25 protein-coding genes are annotated in these 20,114 nt (G+C 28.4%); 15 read left to right on the top strand and 10 right to left on the bottom strand.

What is annotated here, in order from left to right; all coding sequences use genetic code 11:
- Positions 1-12: 12 nt before the first annotated feature.
- Both lon and bamD read right to left on the bottom strand, forming a co-directional pair.
- Positions 13-2,391: an endopeptidase La gene (gene lon / locus CLCT_RS04600; protein WP_149062402.1), complete on the bottom strand. Its 2,379-nt coding sequence runs from the start codon at positions 2,389-2,391 to the stop codon at positions 13-15.
- The gene (gene bamD, locus CLCT_RS04595; protein WP_039668502.1) at positions 2,391-3,047 is read right to left on the bottom strand and encodes an outer membrane protein assembly factor BamD; all 657 of its coding nucleotides are present in this window, start codon (positions 3,045-3,047) and stop codon (positions 2,391-2,393) included. Before bamD ends, lon begins: the two co-directional genes overlap by 1 nt.
- 176 nt (positions 3,048-3,223) lie before the next feature.
- Between bamD and fliW the strand changes: the two genes are divergently transcribed.
- From fliW to CLCT_RS04570, 5 genes are read left to right on the top strand one after another with little or no spacing between them, the layout of a single operon-like run.
- Positions 3,224-3,619, top strand: a complete 396-nt coding sequence (gene fliW / locus CLCT_RS04590; RefSeq protein WP_012661666.1) for a flagellar assembly protein FliW — start codon at positions 3,224-3,226, stop codon at positions 3,617-3,619.
- A complete protein-coding gene (locus tag CLCT_RS04585; protein ID WP_149062401.1) occupies positions 3,619-4,347 on the top strand; it encodes a pyrroline-5-carboxylate reductase in 729 nt (242 codons plus the stop codon). The genes fliW and CLCT_RS04585 overlap by 1 nt, the downstream gene beginning before the upstream one ends.
- On the top strand, positions 4,344-4,640 hold the full coding sequence (locus CLCT_RS04580) for a hypothetical protein (protein ID WP_149062400.1): 297 nt from the start codon (positions 4,344-4,346) through the stop codon (positions 4,638-4,640). Before CLCT_RS04585 ends, CLCT_RS04580 begins: the two co-directional genes overlap by 4 nt.
- Positions 4,624-5,352, top strand: a complete 729-nt coding sequence (locus CLCT_RS04575; RefSeq protein WP_052239458.1) for a type II secretion system protein — start codon at positions 4,624-4,626, stop codon at positions 5,350-5,352. The genes CLCT_RS04580 and CLCT_RS04575 overlap by 17 nt, the downstream gene beginning before the upstream one ends.
- Positions 5,349-5,771: a hypothetical protein gene (locus CLCT_RS04570; RefSeq protein ID WP_039668499.1), complete on the top strand. Its 423-nt coding sequence runs from the start codon at positions 5,349-5,351 to the stop codon at positions 5,769-5,771. The genes CLCT_RS04575 and CLCT_RS04570 overlap by 4 nt, the downstream gene beginning before the upstream one ends.
- On the opposite strand, the gene CLCT_RS04565 is transcribed toward CLCT_RS04570, so the two are convergent.
- The 6 genes from CLCT_RS04565 to CLCT_RS04540 all read right to left on the bottom strand — a co-directional run bounded on the left by CLCT_RS04565 (position 5,753) and on the right by CLCT_RS04540 (position 10,611).
- Positions 5,753-6,394: a MarC family protein gene (locus tag CLCT_RS04565; protein ID WP_149062399.1), complete on the bottom strand. Its 642-nt coding sequence runs from the start codon at positions 6,392-6,394 to the stop codon at positions 5,753-5,755. The genes CLCT_RS04570 and CLCT_RS04565 overlap by 19 nt on opposite strands.
- A 51-nt stretch (positions 6,395-6,445) precedes the next feature.
- Positions 6,446-6,706 (bottom strand): 30S ribosomal protein S18, encoded by a 261-nt coding sequence (gene rpsR, locus CLCT_RS04560; RefSeq protein WP_039618521.1) that lies wholly within the window; start codon positions 6,704-6,706, stop codon positions 6,446-6,448.
- Positions 6,707-6,716: 10 nt separating this feature from the next.
- Positions 6,717-7,244, bottom strand: coding sequence for a single-stranded DNA-binding protein (locus CLCT_RS04555; RefSeq protein WP_115645698.1), 528 nt, complete (start codon positions 7,242-7,244; stop codon positions 6,717-6,719).
- A 3-nt stretch (positions 7,245-7,247) separates the two neighbouring features.
- A complete protein-coding gene (rpsF, locus tag CLCT_RS04550) occupies positions 7,248-7,622 on the bottom strand; it encodes a 30S ribosomal protein S6 (protein WP_012661658.1) in 375 nt (124 codons plus the stop codon).
- Positions 7,623-7,712: 90 nt separating this feature from the next.
- Positions 7,713-8,678, bottom strand: coding sequence for a DNA polymerase III subunit delta (gene holA, locus CLCT_RS04545; RefSeq protein ID WP_149062398.1), 966 nt, complete (start codon positions 8,676-8,678; stop codon positions 7,713-7,715).
- The gene (locus tag CLCT_RS04540; RefSeq protein ID WP_149062397.1) at positions 8,671-10,611 is read right to left on the bottom strand and encodes a VacB/RNase II family 3'-5' exoribonuclease; all 1,941 of its coding nucleotides are present in this window, start codon (positions 10,609-10,611) and stop codon (positions 8,671-8,673) included. Before CLCT_RS04540 ends, holA begins: the two co-directional genes overlap by 8 nt.
- A 107-nt stretch (positions 10,612-10,718) precedes the next feature.
- Between CLCT_RS04540 and ilvC the strand changes: the two genes are divergently transcribed.
- Genes ilvC through CLCT_RS04515 form a run of 5 tightly spaced genes read left to right on the top strand, consistent with a single transcriptional unit; the run spans position 10,719 to position 14,827 of the window.
- The gene (ilvC, locus tag CLCT_RS04535) at positions 10,719-11,741 is read left to right on the top strand and encodes a ketol-acid reductoisomerase (RefSeq protein WP_149062396.1); all 1,023 of its coding nucleotides are present in this window, start codon (positions 10,719-10,721) and stop codon (positions 11,739-11,741) included.
- Positions 11,742-11,751: 10 nt separating this feature from the next.
- Positions 11,752-12,810, top strand: coding sequence for a divergent polysaccharide deacetylase family protein (locus CLCT_RS04530; protein WP_039669064.1), 1,059 nt, complete (start codon positions 11,752-11,754; stop codon positions 12,808-12,810).
- Entirely contained in the window at positions 12,797-13,564 is a 768-nt protein-coding gene (locus CLCT_RS04525; protein ID WP_149062395.1) for a DNA-processing protein DprA, read from the top strand. The genes CLCT_RS04530 and CLCT_RS04525 overlap by 14 nt, the downstream gene beginning before the upstream one ends.
- Complete coding sequence (ruvX, locus tag CLCT_RS04520; RefSeq protein WP_149062394.1) at positions 13,561-13,947, top strand: Holliday junction resolvase RuvX; 387 nt, start codon at positions 13,561-13,563, stop codon at positions 13,945-13,947. Before CLCT_RS04525 ends, ruvX begins: the two co-directional genes overlap by 4 nt.
- Positions 13,934-14,827, top strand: coding sequence for an RsmB/NOP family class I SAM-dependent RNA methyltransferase (locus tag CLCT_RS04515; protein ID WP_149062393.1), 894 nt, complete (start codon positions 13,934-13,936; stop codon positions 14,825-14,827). Before ruvX ends, CLCT_RS04515 begins: the two co-directional genes overlap by 14 nt.
- Before the next feature lie 188 nt (positions 14,828-15,015).
- Here CLCT_RS04515 and rpsO read toward each other — a convergent pair whose 3' ends face one another.
- Positions 15,016-15,288, bottom strand: coding sequence for a 30S ribosomal protein S15 (rpsO, locus tag CLCT_RS04510; protein WP_012661650.1), 273 nt, complete (start codon positions 15,286-15,288; stop codon positions 15,016-15,018).
- A 176-nt stretch (positions 15,289-15,464) separates the two neighbouring features.
- Between rpsO and CLCT_RS04505 the strand changes: the two genes are divergently transcribed.
- The 5 genes from CLCT_RS04505 to CLCT_RS04485 are packed head-to-tail and all read left to right on the top strand — an operon-like array spanning position 15,465 to position 19,929.
- On the top strand, positions 15,465-15,869 hold the full coding sequence (locus CLCT_RS04505; RefSeq protein ID WP_039668490.1) for an Rrf2 family transcriptional regulator: 405 nt from the start codon (positions 15,465-15,467) through the stop codon (positions 15,867-15,869).
- Positions 15,862-18,021 (top strand): flagellar biosynthesis protein FlhA, encoded by a 2,160-nt coding sequence (gene flhA / locus CLCT_RS04500; RefSeq protein WP_039668489.1) that lies wholly within the window; start codon positions 15,862-15,864, stop codon positions 18,019-18,021. Before CLCT_RS04505 ends, flhA begins: the two co-directional genes overlap by 8 nt.
- Before the next feature lie 9 nt (positions 18,022-18,030).
- Complete coding sequence (locus CLCT_RS04495) at positions 18,031-19,083, top strand: DHH family phosphoesterase (protein WP_149062392.1); 1,053 nt, start codon at positions 18,031-18,033, stop codon at positions 19,081-19,083.
- On the top strand, positions 19,067-19,303 hold the full coding sequence (locus CLCT_RS04490) for a hypothetical protein (protein ID WP_039668487.1): 237 nt from the start codon (positions 19,067-19,069) through the stop codon (positions 19,301-19,303). The genes CLCT_RS04495 and CLCT_RS04490 overlap by 17 nt, the downstream gene beginning before the upstream one ends.
- Positions 19,300-19,929, top strand: coding sequence for a hypothetical protein (locus tag CLCT_RS04485; protein WP_149062391.1), 630 nt, complete (start codon positions 19,300-19,302; stop codon positions 19,927-19,929). The genes CLCT_RS04490 and CLCT_RS04485 overlap by 4 nt, the downstream gene beginning before the upstream one ends.
- Here CLCT_RS04485 and CLCT_RS07780 read toward each other — a convergent pair.
- Entirely contained in the window at positions 19,918-20,049 is a 132-nt protein-coding gene (locus tag CLCT_RS07780; protein WP_256374638.1) for a hypothetical protein, read from the bottom strand. The two genes, CLCT_RS04485 and CLCT_RS07780, sit on opposite strands and share 12 nt — an antisense overlap.
- Positions 20,050-20,114: the final 65 nt, after the last annotated feature.

The following is a 20,114-nucleotide window of genomic DNA, read 5'->3' as shown; positions in this document are numbered from 1 at the left end:
GCTTCTAGTTTATTACACAAGAGCTATTTTTAATACTTCATTTAAAGTTTTTACCCCAATTATTTTCATATTTTCTACTACTTCCTCTGGGATATCTTTTAAGTCTCTTTCGTAATTTTTATGTGGAATAATAGCTGTTTTAATATCAGCTTTATAAGCAGCAATTAATTTTTCTTTTAAGCCACCTATTGGTAAAACATTGCCCATTAAGTCAATCTCCCCTGTCATTGCAACATCAGATCTTACTTTTTTGTCGCTAAAAATAGAGGCAATAGCTGTAGTGATTGTTATGCCTGCACTTGGTCCATCTTTTGGTGTTGCACCATCTGGAACATGAATATGAAGATTGTATTGATTGTAAATACTTTCATCTTTTTTATAAAAAAGACTTTTTGGTGTTTTGATTTGTTCTTCATCAATTAAATTTTTAATAAGACTTTGAGCAATTTTTGCCGATTCTTTCATCACATCACCCAAACTTCCTGTAAGAGTTAACTCGCCTTTGCCTTTGATCTTAATGGCTTCTATTTTTAAAACATCCCCACCCACTGCAGTCCATGCAAGTCCATTTACTTGACCGATTTTATTTTCTTTTTCATGTTTTTCTATTTCAAAGACTTTTTTGTTTAAAAAATCTTTTAAATTTTTAGCATTAATTTGAATGTTCTTAATATTCTCTTCTAAAAGAAGTTTTTTAACACATTTTCTGCAAACTTCAGCAATCTTTCTTCTTAAATTTCTTACACCTGATTCTCTGGTGTATTCATTGACTATTAATTCTATAGCTTCATCATCAAAGCTAATTTCTTTTTCTTTTAGTCCATGTTTTTTTATTTCATCAGGTATGAGATAGTTTTTAGCTATTTGGAATTTTTCTTGAGGAGTGTAAGAACTAAGCTCTATAAATTCCATTCTATCTTTTAAAGCAGGTGGGATTAAACTTGCATCATTTGCAGTAGCTATGAAAATGATTTTGCTTAAGTCAATGTTGAAATTTAGGTAATAATCCCTAAATTTAGTATTTTGTTCAGGATCTAAGATTTCAAGTAAAACTGCACTTGGATCTCCTCTGTGATTACGACTTAGTTTATCAATCTCATCAAGCACTACCACAGGATTACTTTGTTTAGCCTCTATAAGTCCTTGTATAATGCGTCCTGGCATAGCTCCTATATAGGTTCTCCTATGCCCTCTTAATTCATTTACATCTTCCAAGCCACCTAAAGCTATGCGTACTAATTCTCTTTTTAATGCTTTTGCGACTGAATTTGCTAAAGAAGTCTTACCAACACCTGGAGGTCCAACCAAGCACAAGATAACTTTAGCACCATCTCTATCTTTAATTTTGCGTTTTTCTAAAAGTTCTTTTACCGCAAAGTATTCTTCAATACGTTCTTTTGGTTTTTCTAATGCATAATGATCTCTATTAAGCTGCAAAGAGACATCTTTTAGATTAAGCTTTTTCTTTGAAGAGTGCTCAAAAGGTATATCTAAAACTGTTTCTATGTAAGTTTGCACCATAGAGGCTTCTGAATTATCTTGATGAATTCTTTCATATTTTTGAATTTGTTTTTTGATTTCTTTATAAGCTTCTTCATACATAAAAGCTTTTTTCTTTTCTAATTTTTTATTATATTCTTCTACTTCACTTTCTTTTTGTATATCACTTCCAAGCTCTCTTTGAATTTGCTTGAGTTGTTCTTTTAGGAAATATTCTTTATTGACTTTATCTATTTTAGAATGAACTTTGTTTTTGATTTCTTTTTGAATTTTATTTGCTTCAATTTCTTTAGCTAAATAATCAATTAAATTTAAAAGCTTGGTTTCTAAATTAGTTTCGATGAAAAATTCATACGCCTGTTGTTTTTTGATTTTAATGGAATTTAGTATTAAATCACAAATTCTACTAGGTTCGACATCTTCTTCTATGGTTCTTAAAAGATCAGGTGGAAAATAATGACTCACAGTAGATAAAGCCTTAGCTTTTTCTCTTACTACTTCAATGATTGCTTCTTTTTTTGTGTTACATAATGGTTCTTGGTGGATTAAATCAACTAGAGCAAGTAAGGGATCATCTGAAATTCTTTCAACTATCTTAGCTTTAGCATAACCTTGAAATAAAATTTTAATTCTACCATCAGGCAATGGAACTTTTCTCATAATAGTTCCAATAACCCCACAATCATAAATTTCATCAAAACCACGTCCACCTTCAATCTTAGATGGTGCTACAAAAATCATACTCTCATTTTGTAAAGCAGTATCTAAAGCTTTGATATTTTGCATATCATTTAAAAAAATTGGTGTTATCATAAAAGGGTATAAAAAAAGCTCATCTTCCACAAGAACAGGAAGTTTTGTTGGATAGTTTTGAGTATTTTCTAATTTCATTACATTATACCTTCTTCAAATATTTTTCTATACCATGGAAGTTCTGGTTTAATCATATCGATTTTATTAAAATCGGAATTTTCTATTTTTTGCTTATAAATTTCATAGCTTTGCTCTCTATTTTTTTTCTGATATAACTCTGCTATACTGGTATCAAGATAAAAAACTGCAAGATTAAATTTAGTAAGCATGGTGTCAATTAAATCATTATATTGCACATTAGGATAGCTTTGATTGTATTCTTTGATTTCTTCTATTGTTTTTAACATTAGTGCTTGATTGCGATTTGGAACAGCAAAAGAGTCAAATTTGGCCTTGATTTTTAAATATCTTATATAAGCTACATTTTGTGAATCACCAAATTTATTTAAGTATTCATCAAGATAAAAATTTGCCATTTCATACTCTTCTTCACTAATGTGAGCTTGGGCTAATATAAGTAAAGTTTGTTCTAATAATGGATCAGCTATATGTTCAGCTGCCATTGAAGTATAATGTTTATCAGCTGCTTCAAGATTTTTTTCTTGTAAATCTTTTATAATTTGTTGATACCATTCCATTGAGCTTAGATTATATAAATCTTCTGCTTTTTTTGAACTGCATGCTCCTAAAAATAAACCTGCAATAATAAACGAAAAAATAAAAAGTTTTTTCATGGTGTTACCTTATAAATTTATATAGTTTATAATTATAATGTTTTTATGTTTATGAAAATGTTAATTTTTGAATTAAAATTATAATCAAAAAGTTTTAATTAGTATAATTTAAAAAGTTGGAACTAAAATTGCTTTATGAATTGTAATTTCTTAGTCAATAGATTTTAGGAGGCAAAATGAATTTAGAGGTTAAATGTCCTATTTTGGGGTTTGAAGATACCAAAAATATGAACTTTTATAAAATAGATGAGGTTTTTTATAGACTTAAAAGTCTTGATGGTAAAGATTTTTCTTTTGTGATGATTGATCCTTATATGATCCGTCCTGATTATGATTTTGAAGTACCTGATTATTATCAAGAATTATTAGCTTTAAATGAGCAAACTAATTTTGGCGTATTTGTTATTGTCGCTATTAATGAGCCACTAGAAGAATCTACAGTTAATTTTTTAGCACCTGTTGTGATGAATTATGATAATAATTCTTTAGTGCAAGTGATTTTGGATACAAGCAAATACCCTAATTATTTTCAATCTGAAAAGATTTCGGCTTTTATTAAGCAAACAAAATAATGTCTGAAATTTATATTTTAGGAAATGGCGCTATGGCAAGTGCTATAGCTAAAGGTTTAAAAGATACTTATAAAGTAGTTGTTGTTGCTAGGGATTTAAAAAAAGCTAGTAGCTTAAATTTAGAAGTTTTATCTTATGAAGAATTTGATTTAGAAGATAAAAATGTTATTTTAGCATTTAAACCTTATGCTTTAGAAGAAGTAGCTGTTAAATTAAAAGGCAAGGCAAGATGGCTTATTTCAGTTTTAGCAAATACTACTTTTGAGCAACTTCATTGTGTTAATGCACAAAATTATATAAAAATCATGCCAAATACAGCAGCTGAATTTAAAGCCTCAGCGACTGCGTATTTGATGGAAAATGATTTATATAAACATGAAATTATATCTTTGTTAAATACTTTTGGTAAAGCCATAAGTTTGCAAAATGAAAAAGAATTTGATGTGGCTATGGTTTTAAGTGGGTGTGCTCCTGCGTTTTTGGCTTTGGTAGCAGAAAGTTTAGCAAATGCAGGTGTGAAAAATGGTTTAAAAAATGAGCTTAGTTATGAGCTTACGCGTGCTTGTTTTGAAAGCTTTAGTGCTTTGTTTAACCATACACATCCTGCTATTATTAAAGAAAAAATTTGTTCTCCAGCAGGGGTGACTATAAGAGGAGTTGAGGCTTTAGAAAAAAGAGCTTTGCGCGGTGCTTTTTTTGAAGCTTTTAATGCAAGTTTAAATAAATGAAGCAAGCTTTTAGTCTCCTAGAGCTTGCTTTTTGTATTGTAATCTTATCTTTTGTTTTTGGATCTTATTATCTTATATTTACACACAAACCTTTAAATATTATATGGCAAAATCAAATCCTTTTTAATGAAGAAAAAGAATTATTTATGCGAAATCCTTCATATAAATCAAAAGAAGTAAATATAAATACTTATAACTTTTTAGAATACACTAGTGATGAGTTTAAACTCAAATCTTTAAAAATAAAAGATTTATCCTATAAAGAAGCTTTTATAGATGAAAAAAGCTTTTAGTTTATTAGAGCTTGCATTAAGCCTTGTTATCTTGGGTGTATTGATTGTTATCTTGAGCAATCCGGCCATACATCTTTATAATCATAGTTACAAAATTAAAAATTCCAACACAGTATTTTTAAATTTAAACCAAACTTTGCTTAGTATGGAAAAAATTTATCATTCTTGTTTAAATGCGACATTGACAAGTAGTTCTTTTGAGTGTTATATGAGCGCAAATGATGATATTTTTTATGATTTATCATTGAAAAAATTAAACTTTAGTGGCATTATTTTAGAAAACAATGAAAGTTTTTTTAGTCCAAAAAGCAATTTGCATTTTATAGAAAATGGAAGTTCTAAAGGAATTTTAAGTAATTATAAAGATATGCATAGCGAAAAAAAGTTAAAAATATATGCTAATGATTATATGTATTTTTATGATATAAAAAATTCAAAAATTTATAAAGTATTAGTAAATGATAGAGAGAAAATCCATTTTATTAATGAGAAATTTAGTGGATTTTATACTATTTTATATGCTTATGTTAAGGTATATTTAGAAAATGAAAATATTTATATGCAAATAGATGATTTAAATCATAATAAACGATCTTTTTTATTAGCTCAAAATATTTCAAAGCTTATTTTCAAGCAAGATGATAAGGCGCTAAAAGCTTTAATATGTGATAAAAGTCAAAATGAATGTTTATCTAAGTGGATGTTTTTATGAAAAAATCGTTTGCTATGGTTTATACAATATCTTTTATTTTATTTATCTCTTTTGTTATGGTATTTGTAATAAAAATTTCTTCATATTCTCCAAGAATTATGAAAGATTTAACTCTTTATACTCAAGGAAAGATTTTACTTCATGATGCAAAAGAGCTTTCTAAATATTTTTTATATCAAACCTATTTAGAGGGTAAAGAATGCTTAAATGAATATAATTTTGAATATAATAATATAAAAATACGAATTGATTATGCTTATCCTTTAGGTGAGTGTAAAGAATATAAATTGATAGCAAATGATGCTAATGCAAAAAGTATTATAGCGGTAAATATTAGTGTGTTGCTAAATGGTAATAAAGCGGTAAATGAAGAAGTGTTTTTACAAAAAAGTTTTTTTGTTTATCCTAAATTAGATTGAATGTAAGTTTGAACCCCAATAGCTATCATTTTTACTCCCATAGCCATAATAAAAACTAAAGCAATACGTGAAAAAACATAAAGCACAAGCTTTCCTATGACTTTTTCAATGGTAGCTGAAAAGTGAAATAAAGCAAAAATAAAAGCAAAGGTAAGTAATACAGAAGTTATAGCTATAGCTAAATTTTGATCTTCTGAAATAACCACTATCGTTGAAAGTGTTCCAGGGCCTACTAGCATAGGAAATGCCATTGGGACTATACTTTTTTTCAATAATTCTTTATGGCTTAATCCTTGATAATGTTGAAATTGAGAACTTGATGGAGTAAAAAGTAAATTTTTAGTACTCATAATGATTAAAATCAAACCGCCCGCAACTCGTAAATCATTAATATCTATTTTAAATAAATATTTCATGATAAACGGTCCAGAAAGTAAAAAAGCTAAAACAATACAAAATGCAGTATAAATGATATTTCTAAAAAGTTTTTTTCTTGTATAAGCATCTAGACCTTCGGTCATTGCTATAAATTGTGGAAGATTTCCAAAAGGATTTAAGACTGCTATAATAGCAACAGAAGCAAGTAAAATAGCATAAATTTCAGATTCTATATCTGAAAACATAAGACAACCTTTTATTTTCCCAAGCTTTTAAGCTTGGGATTGATTTAATAATTATAGTCCCTCAAAAGGATTAGTAACAACTTCTTTTCTATCTACAATATAAGGGATAAGTGCTACATGTCTTGCACGTTTAATAGCAACTTCAACCATTTCTTGGTGTTTTTTGCTAGTACCTGTTAAACGGCGTGGCATGATTTTAAATCTTTCTGATAAAGCATGTTTTAATAATGCTGTATCTTTATAGTCGATGAAATCAACTTTAGCTTCTGTATATTTGCAATATTTACGTGAATATTTTCTTTTTTCTGCCATGTTTTTTCCTTTAAAATGGTAATTCTGTATCATCATCATATTTATCAATATCAATTTCCTTCATAGGAGTTTCCTTTTGAGGATTTTGATAAGTATTAGATGGGTTTGTTCTAGTTTGTACTTGAGCATAGGGATCAAAACTTTGTTGTTGGTTAAAATTTTGATTATAGCCATAATTTTGATTGTCAAAATTGTTTTGTTGGTTATTTTGTACAGTTGAACCTAGCATTTCTAAATTCTCAACTTGAATGCTGTGTTTTGATCTATTTTGTCCATTTTGATCGCTCCACTGCTCAAATCTCAAACGACCTTCAATTAAAACTTTACTACCTTTGTTAAGGTATTGATTAGCAATCTCTGCTGTTCTACCAAAAAAACTAATGTCGATAAAGCAGGTTTCTTCTCTTTTTTCTCCTGTATTTGTACTAAATCTTCTTGTTACAGCTATAGCAGAAGAGCCTATCGCGCTACCTGATGGAGCATAACGCATCTCTATATCCCTTGTAAGATTACCTACTAAAACGACTTTATTAAACATTAATTAGCCTTCTGTACTTTCACTAGCTTTGATTTCTTTTTTATTTTGTTTGATACCTTTGCTTAGTTTTTCCCAAGCTGCAATTTCTTTTTTATTTTCATATTTTACGATTAAAAATCTAATTACTTCTTCAGTGATTCTTAATACCCTTTCAAGCTCTGCTATTAAATTTGTAGGAGCTTTGAAATAAATCACAAAATAAGTTCCTCTTTCGTATTTTTTAATTTTGTACGCAAGTTTTCTTGTTCCCATTGGAACTACGCTTTCAATTTCTGCGCCATTTTTTGTAAGGACTTCTTTTACGAATTCCAACTTAGCACTTACTTCTTCTTCTGTAAGTGTCGGTTTTAATATGAATAAAACTTCATAATGTCTCATTTAATTTCTCCTTATGGATATAAAGCCTAAAATTTTAGGCAAGGATTTTGCATAAAATGCAAATTTTATTTTACCATAAGTTTTCTTAATTTAACTTTTTAATATGGTGCTAAGTTGTAAAAGTGCTGAGATTAAAAACTCTTTTTTTTCTATTTTAGAATTTTTTTTTAATTCATATTCGCAATTACAAAGTGTTAAAAAGATATGTTTATATTGTGATATTTTGACTATAAGAGCTTGTTTTTGAAGATTTTGTGCCACAGAAATAGGCGGAGTATAGCCTAAAATTTCTTTTAAGTCTAAATTTCCATAAATTTTAACATGTAAAGCAATTTTAAAAAGTCTATAAAAATTTGCATATAAGGCGTTAATCAGTGCTACTTCATTATAATTTTCTAAAATATTTTCAAGTTCGTTTCTTAAATCTTGTTTTTGCATTAGTTTATCAAAAAAATTTTCAAAACTAATAGTGCTTAAGCTATAACAATGCTCTTGAATAATTTTTTCATCGATATTTAAACCACTAAATTTATTTAACTCATTAGCTGCCAAATATAAATTCTCATTAAAATTATAAAAAAGAGCATAAAGGGCATTTTGAGTGATGTTAATATTTAATTCTTTAGCTTTTAAAGCTAGTAACTCCATACCTTCTTTAGCTGAATTTACTTTATAAAATCTACAAAAATTATTAGCAAAAATTTTCTCCGCTTCACTTTGTTTGGAGCTTTCATCATAAATTTCGAGTAAAAAATAATTATCTTGCGAATTTTGACAAAGCTGTAAAAGTTGTTTGAGTTCTTTACTTGGGATTTTCTTTTGAGTTTTGATTTCTAGTAGTTTTCTCTCGCTAAATAAGGAGGCGCTAGATAAATAATCATAGGCTTGCTTAAAATCATATTCTTCAAAATAAAATCTTAAACTCTCATCAAAAGAGTATTTATCTTTAATAAATTTAGCATAAAGCTCTATTTGGAAATTATCCGCTCCATAAAGCAAGAAAAAATTAGGAAAACTATTGCTATTAAGTAAGCTTTGAAGTTGATTTTTATACATTTTGGTTTCTTTCTAAACTAAAATGCTTGGTGATTTTTCCAAAAATTTTGGCACTAACAATATCCACTTCAGTGATTTCTACTTCTACATTTTCTAATAAATTTGCCCTTGAACCTATGATAGCAATCAAAGCCCCTTTAATTTCATCATTTAATTTTACTTGCAATGAACTTTGATTTTCTACCACTAAAGCCTTAAATCTTTTTCCTATATTTTCCTTTGCCCATCTTGTAAATTTTCTATCCATGAAATGCCAAGCAACTTTATCTGCTTCTCTTTCTAGTAGGCTTAATTCCTCACAAGTGCTTTGTATGTTTAAAAGCAAATAATTAAACATTTTTTCATCATTGTTGATTTTAGCCTTTAAAAGTCTATGTAAAATAAGATCAGAATACCTTCTAATAGGGCTTGTAAAATGGGTATATTTATCAAAACCCAAGCCAAAATGTCCCGCATTTTCACTAGAATATTCGGCCTTTTTTTGCGCCTTGATGATGAGTTTATCTACTTCTTCTCTTATATTTAGCTCATTTGCTAAGGTTTGAATATCTTTAAATAATTCTATGACATTATTTTTAGAATTAATATCTATACTAAGCGTTGAAAGATCAGCTAGCAATTGATCTATTTTTTTATAATCAGGACTTAAGTGATTTCTAAAAACTCCTATATCAATGAGTTTTGCTGCAGCTTTATTGGCTAAAAGCATGCAATCTTCGATTAAATTATGCGAGGCTGTGTCATTTTCAAGGCGTGTTTTTATGAGTTTATTATTTTCATCTAAAGTCATTCTTAACTCTTGGGTTTTAAACTCACAGGCATTTTTTAATCGTTTTTTTCGTAAATTTTGAGTGATTTTAAAAACTTCATAAAGCCAATTAATCGCACCTAAGTCTTCTTGCGTTTGTAAATACTTATCAACTTCATCGTAATTAAAACGGCGTTTTGAGTTAATAATAGCCTCAAAAAGCTCTTCTTTAATCACTTCATTGTTTTGATCTAAGCTTATTTTAAAACAAAATGTCAACCTATCTTCATTAGGTTTTAGTGAGCAAATATTTTCACTCAAAGCTCTTGGCAACATAGGTATAGCAATATGAGGAAAATAAATCGAAAAACCCCTTGATCTTGCTTCTTTATCAATAGCACTATAAGCATGTACATAAGCACTTACATCAGCTATGGCTATATAAATGGCATGTTCATTTTTATCATAATAAATTGCATCATCAAAATCTTTTGCATCAATTGGATCAATGGTGCAAAAATTTAAATTTCTAAGATCTTTTCTTGATGGATACATGCTTGCATCGACTTTATCTCCATAAGCTTTTGCTTCATTTTCACATAAATTATCAAAAATTGCATTTTTATTAAAAAGTGCTAAGGAAATTTTTTCATCCACAAAATCATCATCAATATGCCCTATCACTTCAGTGATATTATTATCATGATTTTCTATTTTTAAAATAGTTCCTAAAGGCAGAGCTTTTAAGGATTTTTGAGAGGCTTTTAAGGCACATGTGAGTCCTGTTTGAATATTTACTCCAAGGACTACTTCGCCGTATTTTTTAGTTATAACCAAAGAAGTTTCATGGGCTCTTTTAAGTATTAAAATAACTTTAGCACTTGGACGCTTTTTTTTAAGAGGAAGTAATTTTGCCACAACTATATCAGCATAATTTGCTCCTTTTAAATTTTTATTTTCTATGAGCAAATCACGCTTAAAAGCAGGATCAAAACTTTCTAAAAATCCCGTTCCATTAACAGAAATGTCAATTTTACCAAAAGTAAAGCCATCTTTTAAATAGTATTTGTTTTTATAAAATTTAATAATATCACAAGTTAATAACTCTTTAATTATTTGCTTGTTTTTATTAGTAATTTCATTAGCATTTAGACCATAACTTAGTTGATTAAATAATTCTTTCATAAGACTCTTTATAGTAATTTTTCAAAACTTAAATTTTATCATAAAAGGATTAAATTTATATTTTTTAGTTATAATCTTTGCTTTAATTTTAATTTTAGGAGTGCATAATGGCTGTATCAATTTATTATGATAAAGATTGTGATATTAATTTAATAAAATCAAAAAAAGTAGCTATTATAGGTTTTGGCTCTCAAGGTCATGCTCATGCTATGAATTTAAGAGATAGTGGCGTAGATATTATCATAGGCTTAAAAGAGGGTGGGCAAAGTTGGGCAAAAGCTCAAAAAGCAAATTTTATAGTAAAAAGCGTAAAAGAAGCTACCAAAGAAGCAGATTTGATTATGATTTTAGCTCCTGATGAAATTCAAAGTGAAATTTTTAATGAGGAAATTAAACCTGAATTAAAAGCAGGCAAAACTTTAGCATTTGCACATGGATTTAATATCCATTATGGACAAATCGTTGCTCCAAAAGGTATAGATGTGATTATGATAGCTCCTAAAGCTCCAGGTCATACTGTAAGGCATGAATTTAGTATAGGTGGGGGCACTCCTTGTTTAATTGCTATCCATCAAGATGAAAGTAAAAATGCTAAAAATTTAGCTTTAAGTTATGCTAGTGCTATAGGTGGTGGTAGAACAGGTATTATAGAAACAACTTTTAAAGCTGAAACTGAAACAGATTTATTTGGTGAGCAAGCAGTGCTTTGTGGAGGACTTAGTGCTTTAATCCAAGCTGGTTTTGAAACCTTAGTTGAAGCAGGGTATGAGCCTGAAATGGCATATTTTGAATGCTTGCATGAAATGAAATTAATTGTGGATTTGATTTATCAAGGTGGTATTGCTGATATGAGATATTCTGTTTCTAATACTGCTGAATATGGAGATTATATCACAGGATCTAAGATTATTACCAAAGAAACTAAAGAGGCTATGAAAGGTGTTTTAAAAGACATACAAAATGGAAGTTTTGCTAAAGATTTTATCTTAGAAAGAAGAGCGAATTTTGCAAGAATGCATGCAGAGCGTAAATTAATGAATGATTCTTTGATAGAAAAAACAGGACGCGAACTTCGCGCTATGATGCCTTGGATTAGTGCTAAAAAATTAGTTGATAAAGATAAAAACTAATTTGAAAACTATAAATAAAAAATACAAAGTGCTTTTGGCACTTTGTTTGGTTGTGTTTGGAATTTTTCTTTTTGCATTTGGAGCTTTGTTTTTAAAAAAAGAAGAAAATAAAGTTTTAGATTTCAATCAAACTATAATTAAAAAAGAACCATTGTCACCTACAATAGAGCAAGAAAGTAATTTTAGTTTTAATGATATAAATTTGACTTTAGAAAATGAAAAATTAGAATTTTTAGATAAAAATATTAGTGAAATTTTAAATTTAAACCCTGTAAATACAGAGTTAAATCAAACTAAAGAAGATAATCAAACTTTAATTTTAGAAGTAATAGATCAAAATGCAAGCAAAGAATTAAACAACGAAGAGCAAAATATATCAGATAAAAACGAGGATAATAAAACTCAAATCCTAGTGCAAAAAAATACCAAACCTCGTCTAGCAATTATTATAGATGATATGGCAAGTCACACTCATGTAGATATGCTTAAAAAAACAAATTTAAAATTAATCCCATCTTTTTTTCCACCTGATAAACATCATCCTTATACAGCTGAGTTCGCAAAGGATTTTGACTTTTTTATGGTGCATTTGCCCCTTGCTGCTATAAAATACGACAAGGCAGAATTAAATACTTTACATCCTAGTGATGATATGCAAAAAATAAGCAAGCGTGTAGCTTTTGTAAAAGAACAATTTCCAAGAGCAAAATTTATTAACAACCACACAGGAAGTTTATTTACTGCAAATAAGCAGGCTATGGAAAAATTATTTAGTGCTTTTAAACAAAACGATTTTATTTTTGTTGATTCAAGAACCATAGGAAAATCTAAAGCTAAAAATTTAGCAAATCAGTTTAATCAATCTTATATAGCTAGAGATGTTTTTTTGGATAATGAAGATAATATAACATATATTAAAAATCAACTCAAACAAGCAGTAGAAGAGGCAAAAAAGAAAGGTTTTGCTATTGCTATTGGTCATCCAAGAGAAAAGACTTTTAAAGCTTTGGTGCAAAGTAAAGAATTGTTAAATTCAGTTGAGCTTGTGTATTTAAATGAAATTTATTGAAAATATTGAGGATTTTAAAAATCTTTTAAATCCGCCTTCAAAGATTTATTATAAGGGTAATTTAGAGCTTTTAAATGCTAGAAAAGTAGCTGTTATAGGTTCTAGAAAAATGAGTGTTTATACCAAAAATTGTCTTGTTGAACTGGTGACTTTGTTAAAAAAAACTAATGTTTGTGTGGTAAGTGGCGGGGCTTTGGGGGTTGATATCCAAGCAGCTAAAATAGCTTACCCTCAAACCATAGCTATATTTGCTAATGGGCTTGATGAGATTTATCCAAAAGCAAACACAAATGAAATTTTAAATATTTATGAAAATGCTTTAGCTTTAAGTGAAAATGAAGGAAATTACAAGGCAAAGCCCTACGATTTTTTATTAAGAAATAGGCTTATTATTGCTTTAAGTGAGGTTGTTATAATAGCTCAAGCTGATTTAAAAAGTGGTTCTATGCAAAGCGCAAGACTTGCTTTAGGTATGAATAAACCTATATATGTATTACCTCATAGGAAAAATGAAAGTGATGGAACAAATTTGCTTTTAGCTACAAAAAAGGCAAATTTAATTCATGATTTTGATGAATTTGCAAAAATGTTTGGAGAGCTTCATTATGAGCAAAGTGAAGATGATTTATTAAGTTTTTTAAAACATGAAGACGATTTAGAAAAAGTTTTAAAAAAATTTGGCGATAGAGTTTATGAGTATGAACTTGAGGGTTTGGTAGAAATATCTGGAGTGAAAATAAGAGCTTGCTTATGAAAACTTTAGCATTAGATATAGGCTTAAAGCGTATTGGTGTTGCTTTGTGTGTTAATAAAAGTATAGCTATGCCACTTGAAGCTATTATTAGAAAAAACCGTAATCAAGCAGCAAATGAGGTAAAAAAGTACATCAAAGAGTATGATGTAAATACTTTAGTAGTAGGAATTCCTTTGGGTGGATCTAGCGAAGATGAAATGCGAAAAAGGATAGAACATTTCATATCTTTACTTGATTTTGATAAAGAAGTTTTTTTTGTTGATGAGAGTTTTAGTTCTAAAAATGCACAAGAACTTGGCATGGTGAATTTAAAGAAAAAAGATGGCAAACTTGATTCTTTAGCTGCGTATTTGTTTTTAAAGGATTTTTATGGCCTTACTTGATTTAAATACAGCTTTAGATGAAATTTATACAAAAGAGCAAAAAGAACAAATCCTTCAAAGTTTTAATCAAGAAAAATATATTAATATTTTTAGAAATTCCTTGCTTATTGATAATGATGAATTGGAAGAAATTTTAAATAATGAAAATATAGAATTTGAAAAAATTGATCTATATTGCTATAAAGTTCCAAGTATCTTCAAAAGCAAACTAAGCTCAATGAAAGCTTTTAATGAGGGTAAGTTTTATATACAAAATTATTCTTCATATTTATGCGCTAAAACTTTGGGTGTTAAAGCTGGTGAGAGTATATTAGATATGTGTGCAGCTCCTGGTGGAAAAAGTTTAAATTTAGCTAATTTTATGCAAAATGAGGGTTATTTAGCAAGTTGTGAATTATCTAAAGCACGTTTTTTTACCTTGAAAAAAACCATGGAAAATTATCAAGTTAAAATTGCAAAATGTTTCCTAAAAGACGCACGCATAATAGGCAAGACTTGTCCTTTGAAATTTGATAAAATTTTACTTGATGCACCTTGCTCAACTTTTGCAAAAATGGGTTTTGAAATCCAAAAAAACACAAAAGAAATTAAGCAAATTACAAATTTACAAAAAAAGCTTTTACATTCAGCATTATTAGCTTTAAAACATGGCGGAGAATTAGTATATAGCACTTGTACATTTTTAAGAGAAGAAAACGAAGCGGTTTTAGAAAATGCATTAAGAAACGAAAATTTTAAATTAGAATTGCTTGATTTTGATTTAACCAAGGTTGATTTTATATGCGCAAAGAGTGATGAATTTGATTTATCGTTTGCTAAAAGAGTTTTGCCAGATGACTATGCAGATGGTTTTTTTATAGCAAAAGTGAAAAAATATTAAAAATCAATAAAATTAAATGTGAAAAATATTTTTTAGTTTAAAACTTAAAGTGCTATTTTTAGGCGCTTAGAATGTAAATTCACACTGTGAAACTCTTGTGAATAAAACGATGAAATTTTGAAAACTTAAATTAAAGTAGTAGCAAATAAATGCAATAAAAAATGTATAAAGATAAATAAGCACGAGGCTTATTTATCTCTTAAGTTTAATTCGCTAATTAATTTAGAATAAGCTTGATAATCTTTTCTTTTTAGATAAGATAAAAGTCTTTTTCTTTGACCAACAAGCTTTAAAAGACCTAAACGAGAAGAAAAATCTTTTTTGTAGATTTTTAAATGTTCTGTTAAATCTGAAATTCTTGCGCTTAAAAGTGCGATTTGAACTTCTGGAGAACCTGTATCTCCTTCTTTTCTAGCAAATTTTGCAACTATTTCTGCTTTTTTAGCCGAATCTAAAGCCATAATAGACCTCCTGAGCGGTATTAAAATAAAAAGTGCAATTATAACTAAAAAACCAAAAAGAATGCTGAAATTTAAAAAAAATGAATTTTAATATTTATCGATACTTATTTTTGATATAATAAAAATTTTTATTAATAACCAAGTAATATATTATATTTATAATTTGAAAGGAACAAATGTTATTTACCAAAGCTAGCGAATATGCTTTATTGTCTTTAATTCATATAGCAAAATCCCAAGAACCGCAAGATGTAGATACTATGTCAAATGTCTTAGATATACCTAAAAGTTTTTTAGCAAAAATTTTACAAGCTCTTGCTAAAGATGCACTTTTGAAGTCTTACAAGGGAGCTAAGGGCGGTTTTGTGCTTATTAAGCAGCCAAGTGAATACACTTTAAAAGAAATTATTAATAGTGTAGAGAAAAAATCTATTAATGTTTTTGAATGTAGTAATGGAATTTGTCCTTCTCAAAAAGAGGATAATTGTAAAATTATGCCAGTTTTAGTGAAACTTCAAAATAAAATCGATGATTTTTTAGTTTCTATTACTTTAGAGGATATTATTCAAAATAATGGCTAAAAGAGATATTTTTAGCTTAGTATTGCCTTGGGTTGCTCCGCTTGTTGCACCTATTTTAAAGGCAAAAAGTTTAACCATAGTAGCCGTAATTATTGCAATTTTAGCAATTATTATAGTGCCTTTACCAAGTATAGTTTTAGACTTTTTTCTTGCTTTAAGTATTGCCATTTCGGTTTTAATTATTTTAATTTCTTTGTATATACCAAAGCCTACGGATTTAACAACTTTTCCAACATTGATTTTGATCATCACACTTTTTAGACTTTCGCTTAATATTGCTACAACGCGTATGATTTTAAGTGAGGGTCATCAAGGTCCAGCTGCTGTTAGTGATATAGTGGCAAGTTTTGGTGAATTTGTTGTTGGTGGTAATTATGTTATAGGTATGGTTGTTTTTTGTATTTTGGTTTTGATTAATTTTATGGTTGTAACCAAAGGTAGCACAAGGGTTTCTGAGGTTCAAGCAAGATTTACCCTTGATGCAATGCCAGGTAAACAAATGGCTATTGATGCGGATTTAAATGCAGGTTTGATTGATGAAAAAACTGCACGCGCAAGACGCCAAGAAATTATAGCTGAGGCAAATTTTTATGGAGCAATGGATGGTTCTTCTAAATTTATAAAAGGGGATGCTGTTGCTGGGATTATTATCACCATTGTAAATTTAATTGGTGGTTTTATGATAGGTTATTTTCAGCATGATATGGAGCTTGGAGAATGTGCTTCAACTTATACTATATTAACAATAGGTGATGGACTTGTTTCTCAAATTCCTGGGCTTATAACTTCAACAGCAACTGCAATCATCATCACGCGTGCTAGCAAAGATGAGGATAATTTTGCTGAAGGTTCTATTAATCAGCTTTTAGGAGAATACAAAACACTATTAATTGTAGGTTTTGTTTTATTTATTTTTGCTTTAGTACCTGGTTTACCGCACTTTTCTTTGGGCTTTATGGCTTTGGTATTTTTGGGTCTTGGTTATATGATAAAACAAGTACAAGAAGGTAAAATTCAAATCAATACAATGTCGGCTAAAAAATCCCAAGAAGCTGATGAACAAGAGCAAGCTAAACCACAAAAACGTAGTGAGGAAGAAATTTTAAAAGAAGAAGAAAACAAAATCACAGATATTTTAAAATTAGAAATTTTAGAATTAGAATTAGGCTATGGGCTTATTAAGTTAGCAGAAAGCGAATTAACAGAGCGTATTAGATCAACAAGACGTAATATAGCTCAAAGTTTAGGCTTTTTAATGCCAAAAATTAGAATTAGAGATAATTTGCAATTAAAACCTAATGAATACACTTTTAAGCTCAAAGGCGTGGGTATAGCTAGCGCTGAAATTTATCCTGATAAATATTTAGCTATGGATAGTGGTTTTATTACCGAACCTATCGAAGGTATAGCTACTAAAGAACCTGCCTTTAATTCTGATGCTTTGTGGATAGAATCATCTTTAAAAGATGAGGCAACGCTAAATGGTTATATTGTAATTGATCCAGCAAGTGTGATTTCAACCCATATGAGTGAGCTTATAAAAGCTAATGCTTCAGAGCTTTTAACTAAACAAGAGGTTCAAAATTTATTGGATAAAATCAAAAATGATTATCCTATCGTGGTAGATGATTGTTTAAGAGTTGCTAGTATAGGTTTAATTCAAAAGGTTTTAAAAGCTTTACTTAAAGAGCATATTCCTATTAAAGATATGCTTACAATTTTAGAATCAATTAGTGATATAGCTGAAGTAAGTAAGAGTTTGGATATGATTATTGAGCATGTAAGGGCTTCTTTAGCAAGAGCAATCACAAATTTATATGTGGATGAAAAAGGACAAATTAGCTTTTATATTTTTGATGCTGCTGCGGCTGCAAAATTAATGGAGCATGTGCAGTTTAAAGATGGTTCGTATCATTTAATGATAAATGTAGCTCAAACTGGCGCTTTGGTGGAGGCTTTAAAGGCTGAACTTGCAAGTGTGGCAAATACAAGAATTAAACCTTTCTTACTTTGTGTTGAACCACAACTTAGAAAATTTATTGCTGATATTTGTTCTAATTTTGGTATTAATATTACAGTTTTAAGTTTTGCTGAGATTGCAGAAAATACTAAATTTGAAACAGAAGGTATCATAAAAGTTGATAATTTATAAAGGAAAAATATGAAAATTTATCATCTTTCACATACGGATTTAGATGGCTATGCTTGTCAGTATGTGCTAGATTTTTATTTTAAGAATTGTTATTTTTATAATTCTAATTATGGTAAAGAGATTAATGAAAATTTTAATGTGATTTTTAAAAATATAGAGGAAGATTTAAAGCAAAATCCTAATGAAGAATTTGTGATTTTAATCACGGATTTAAATTTAACTTTAAGTCAATGTGAAGATTTTCAAAAAGCCATACAAGGTAAAAAAATCAAACTTTTACTTTTAGATCATCATCAAAGTGGCTTAGAATGTATGCAAAAATATCCTTGGTATTTTTTAGATGATAAAAGATGTGCTACTAAGATTGTTTATGATTTTTTTAGTAAATGTTGTGGTGAAAATAAAGCCTTGTCAGAATTTGTAGATGTGGTGAATGCAGTAGATATTTGGTTGAGTGAAGATGAGAACTTTGAACTTGGAAAAGTACTGCTTGGTATGGTTTCTGGCGCAAAAGAAATCAATAGAGTAATGTTTGCACAAGAAAATATCAAATATCTTTTTTATCTTTTTGATGTTTGTAGAAAATACATTCATCAAAAAAATGCTCATATTAATTTAGATGATGATTTACATGGTTTAAAAAAATCTTTTTTCAAAAAAGAAAATGATGACACCTTAAGCAATTTAATTTCTAAATTCGTAGTAGAAAGACTAAGTGTAAATAAAGAAAATTTTAGTGTATTTTATAAAGGAAGTAAAGGTTTATTAACTTCAAATATAGGCAATACTTCTGTAATTGGAAATGATTTTTTAATGCAAAATCCTGATTTTGATTTTTTCGTTGATCTTAGCTCAAGAAAAACCTTGAGTTTTAGAGCAAATAATAAAATTGATGTGAGTTTGATGGCTAAAAGCTTGGTCAATGGAGGAGGGCATAAAAATGCTAGTGGTGGATTGTTTGCCACATATAAAGATAGCTCTAATTATGATTTTATAAAAGCACAATTTGTAGATTTGATTAAAAGCAAAGAATTAAAGGAAAATAATGAAAACAAATCATGATTTTAAAGAAGAAATAGAAAATTTACAATATGAATTAAGCATAGTTTTAGAAGCAATGCTGTTATTTGCTGGGGTAAAAAGATCAAAATTAGAAAAAGCAATTGAAATTTATATTGATTGTATTGATGAAGTTTGCCAAAATACTCAAAAAGAAGGAGTTGATGAGATCTTAGAGGTAGTAGAGTACTTAAAAAATCATTATAAAGATTTATTTGAATGAAAATTTTATTATTGCTTTTTATAGGAATTTTTTCTTATGCAAATATCTACGAAGATTTAAGTGATTTTGCTTATAATAAGCAAAACACGTTAAATTTAAACTCAAGTCAAGCTTTGTTTTTAGAATACAAACAAAACAAACAAGCTTGTGTGGATATAGTGCTTGCTAAAAATAATGCTTTCGTGGTTAAAATTTATCCATTGTGTGAAAATTTAAACGAAAAAAGTCTAAATGAATACTTAAATACGCAATTTATAAGTTTATATGCTAAAGATTTATCAAAACTAAGAAAAGAAATTGCTGATATTAAAAATATTATGCGCGATTTTATGATTTATTATACCTTACATCAATCTTTTGCAAATGAAATTAAGAAAATGAGTAAAAACGATAAATTACAAGCGTATAAACTAGATGAGAAAAAAGGTGGAAAAATTCTTTACAAGGTTAATAACCAAGCTTGTGTAATTTTTGATTTATATTTAGATGAAAATTTACAAGCTAGTATGCAAGTAAGTGGAATGGAAAATTTGGATAAAACTTGTATGGAGTTAATCTCATCTCCTGATTTTAAAGATTTATCCTTCGCAAAAGAGAGTATGAGAAAATATAAATTAAAAAACTAATCTAAAAAATCTTAAATAATATAATTTTAAAATTCTACTCAAAGCCATTTTTTTTCTTTCTATATTAGAAAATACATAAGCTTCAAGATCTTGCTTTTCTCTTAAAGTAAGATTTTTCATTATTATAAACCTTTTAAAAAATATTGCTAGACGCAATTATATTATCTTTTCTTTTAAAAAAACTG

It is taken from the genome of Campylobacter lari subsp. concheus (assembly GCF_008245025.1).
GTDB lineage: Bacteria > Campylobacterota > Campylobacteria > Campylobacterales > Campylobacteraceae > Campylobacter_D > Campylobacter_D concheus.
Note: the sequence above shows the minus strand (reverse complement) of the source record. Positions and strands in the feature narration are given on the sequence as shown.

Excerpts from the sequence above, each read along its gene's own strand:
- lon (WP_149062402.1), bottom strand. The coding sequence starts at position 2,391 with ATGAAATTAGAAAATACTCAAAACTATCCAACAAAACTTCCTGTTCTT.
- CLCT_RS04575 (WP_052239458.1), top strand. The coding sequence starts at position 4,624 with ATGAAAAAAGCTTTTAGTTTATTAGAGCTTGCATTAAGCCTTGTTATC.
- rpsR (WP_039618521.1), bottom strand. The coding sequence starts at position 6,706 with ATGGCAGAAAAAAGAAAATATTCACGTAAATATTGCAAATATACAGAA.
- fliW (WP_012661666.1), top strand. The coding sequence starts at position 3,224 with ATGAATTTAGAGGTTAAATGTCCTATTTTGGGGTTTGAAGATACCAAA.
- rpsO (WP_012661650.1), bottom strand. The coding sequence starts at position 15,288 with ATGGCTTTAGATTCGGCTAAAAAAGCAGAAATAGTTGCAAAATTTGCT.
- CLCT_RS04495 (WP_149062392.1), top strand. The coding sequence starts at position 18,031 with ATGAAAATTTATCATCTTTCACATACGGATTTAGATGGCTATGCTTGT.
- CLCT_RS04490 (WP_039668487.1), top strand. The coding sequence starts at position 19,067 with ATGAAAACAAATCATGATTTTAAAGAAGAAATAGAAAATTTACAATAT.
- holA (WP_149062398.1), bottom strand. The coding sequence starts at position 8,678 with ATGTATAAAAATCAACTTCAAAGCTTACTTAATAGCAATAGTTTTCCT.
- CLCT_RS04525 (WP_149062395.1), top strand. The coding sequence starts at position 12,797 with ATGAAATTTATTGAAAATATTGAGGATTTTAAAAATCTTTTAAATCCG.
- CLCT_RS04485 (WP_149062391.1), top strand. The coding sequence starts at position 19,300 with ATGAAAATTTTATTATTGCTTTTTATAGGAATTTTTTCTTATGCAAAT.
- CLCT_RS04555 (WP_115645698.1), bottom strand. The coding sequence starts at position 7,244 with ATGTTTAATAAAGTCGTTTTAGTAGGTAATCTTACAAGGGATATAGAG.
- flhA (WP_039668489.1), top strand. The coding sequence starts at position 15,862 with ATGGCTAAAAGAGATATTTTTAGCTTAGTATTGCCTTGGGTTGCTCCG.
- CLCT_RS04505 (WP_039668490.1), top strand. The coding sequence starts at position 15,465 with ATGTTATTTACCAAAGCTAGCGAATATGCTTTATTGTCTTTAATTCAT.
- CLCT_RS04580 (WP_149062400.1), top strand. The coding sequence starts at position 4,344 with ATGAAGCAAGCTTTTAGTCTCCTAGAGCTTGCTTTTTGTATTGTAATC.
- bamD (WP_039668502.1), bottom strand. The coding sequence starts at position 3,047 with ATGAAAAAACTTTTTATTTTTTCGTTTATTATTGCAGGTTTATTTTTA.
- CLCT_RS04585 (WP_149062401.1), top strand. The coding sequence starts at position 3,619 with ATGTCTGAAATTTATATTTTAGGAAATGGCGCTATGGCAAGTGCTATA.
- CLCT_RS04540 (WP_149062397.1), bottom strand. The coding sequence starts at position 10,611 with ATGAAAGAATTATTTAATCAACTAAGTTATGGTCTAAATGCTAATGAA.
- ruvX (WP_149062394.1), top strand. The coding sequence starts at position 13,561 with ATGAAAACTTTAGCATTAGATATAGGCTTAAAGCGTATTGGTGTTGCT.
- CLCT_RS04570 (WP_039668499.1), top strand. The coding sequence starts at position 5,349 with ATGAAAAAATCGTTTGCTATGGTTTATACAATATCTTTTATTTTATTT.
- CLCT_RS07780 (WP_256374638.1), bottom strand. The coding sequence starts at position 20,049 with ATGAAAAATCTTACTTTAAGAGAAAAGCAAGATCTTGAAGCTTATGTA.
- ilvC (WP_149062396.1), top strand. The coding sequence starts at position 10,719 with ATGGCTGTATCAATTTATTATGATAAAGATTGTGATATTAATTTAATA.
- CLCT_RS04565 (WP_149062399.1), bottom strand. The coding sequence starts at position 6,394 with ATGTTTTCAGATATAGAATCTGAAATTTATGCTATTTTACTTGCTTCT.
- rpsF (WP_012661658.1), bottom strand. The coding sequence starts at position 7,622 with ATGAGACATTATGAAGTTTTATTCATATTAAAACCGACACTTACAGAA.
- CLCT_RS04515 (WP_149062393.1), top strand. The coding sequence starts at position 13,934 with ATGGCCTTACTTGATTTAAATACAGCTTTAGATGAAATTTATACAAAA.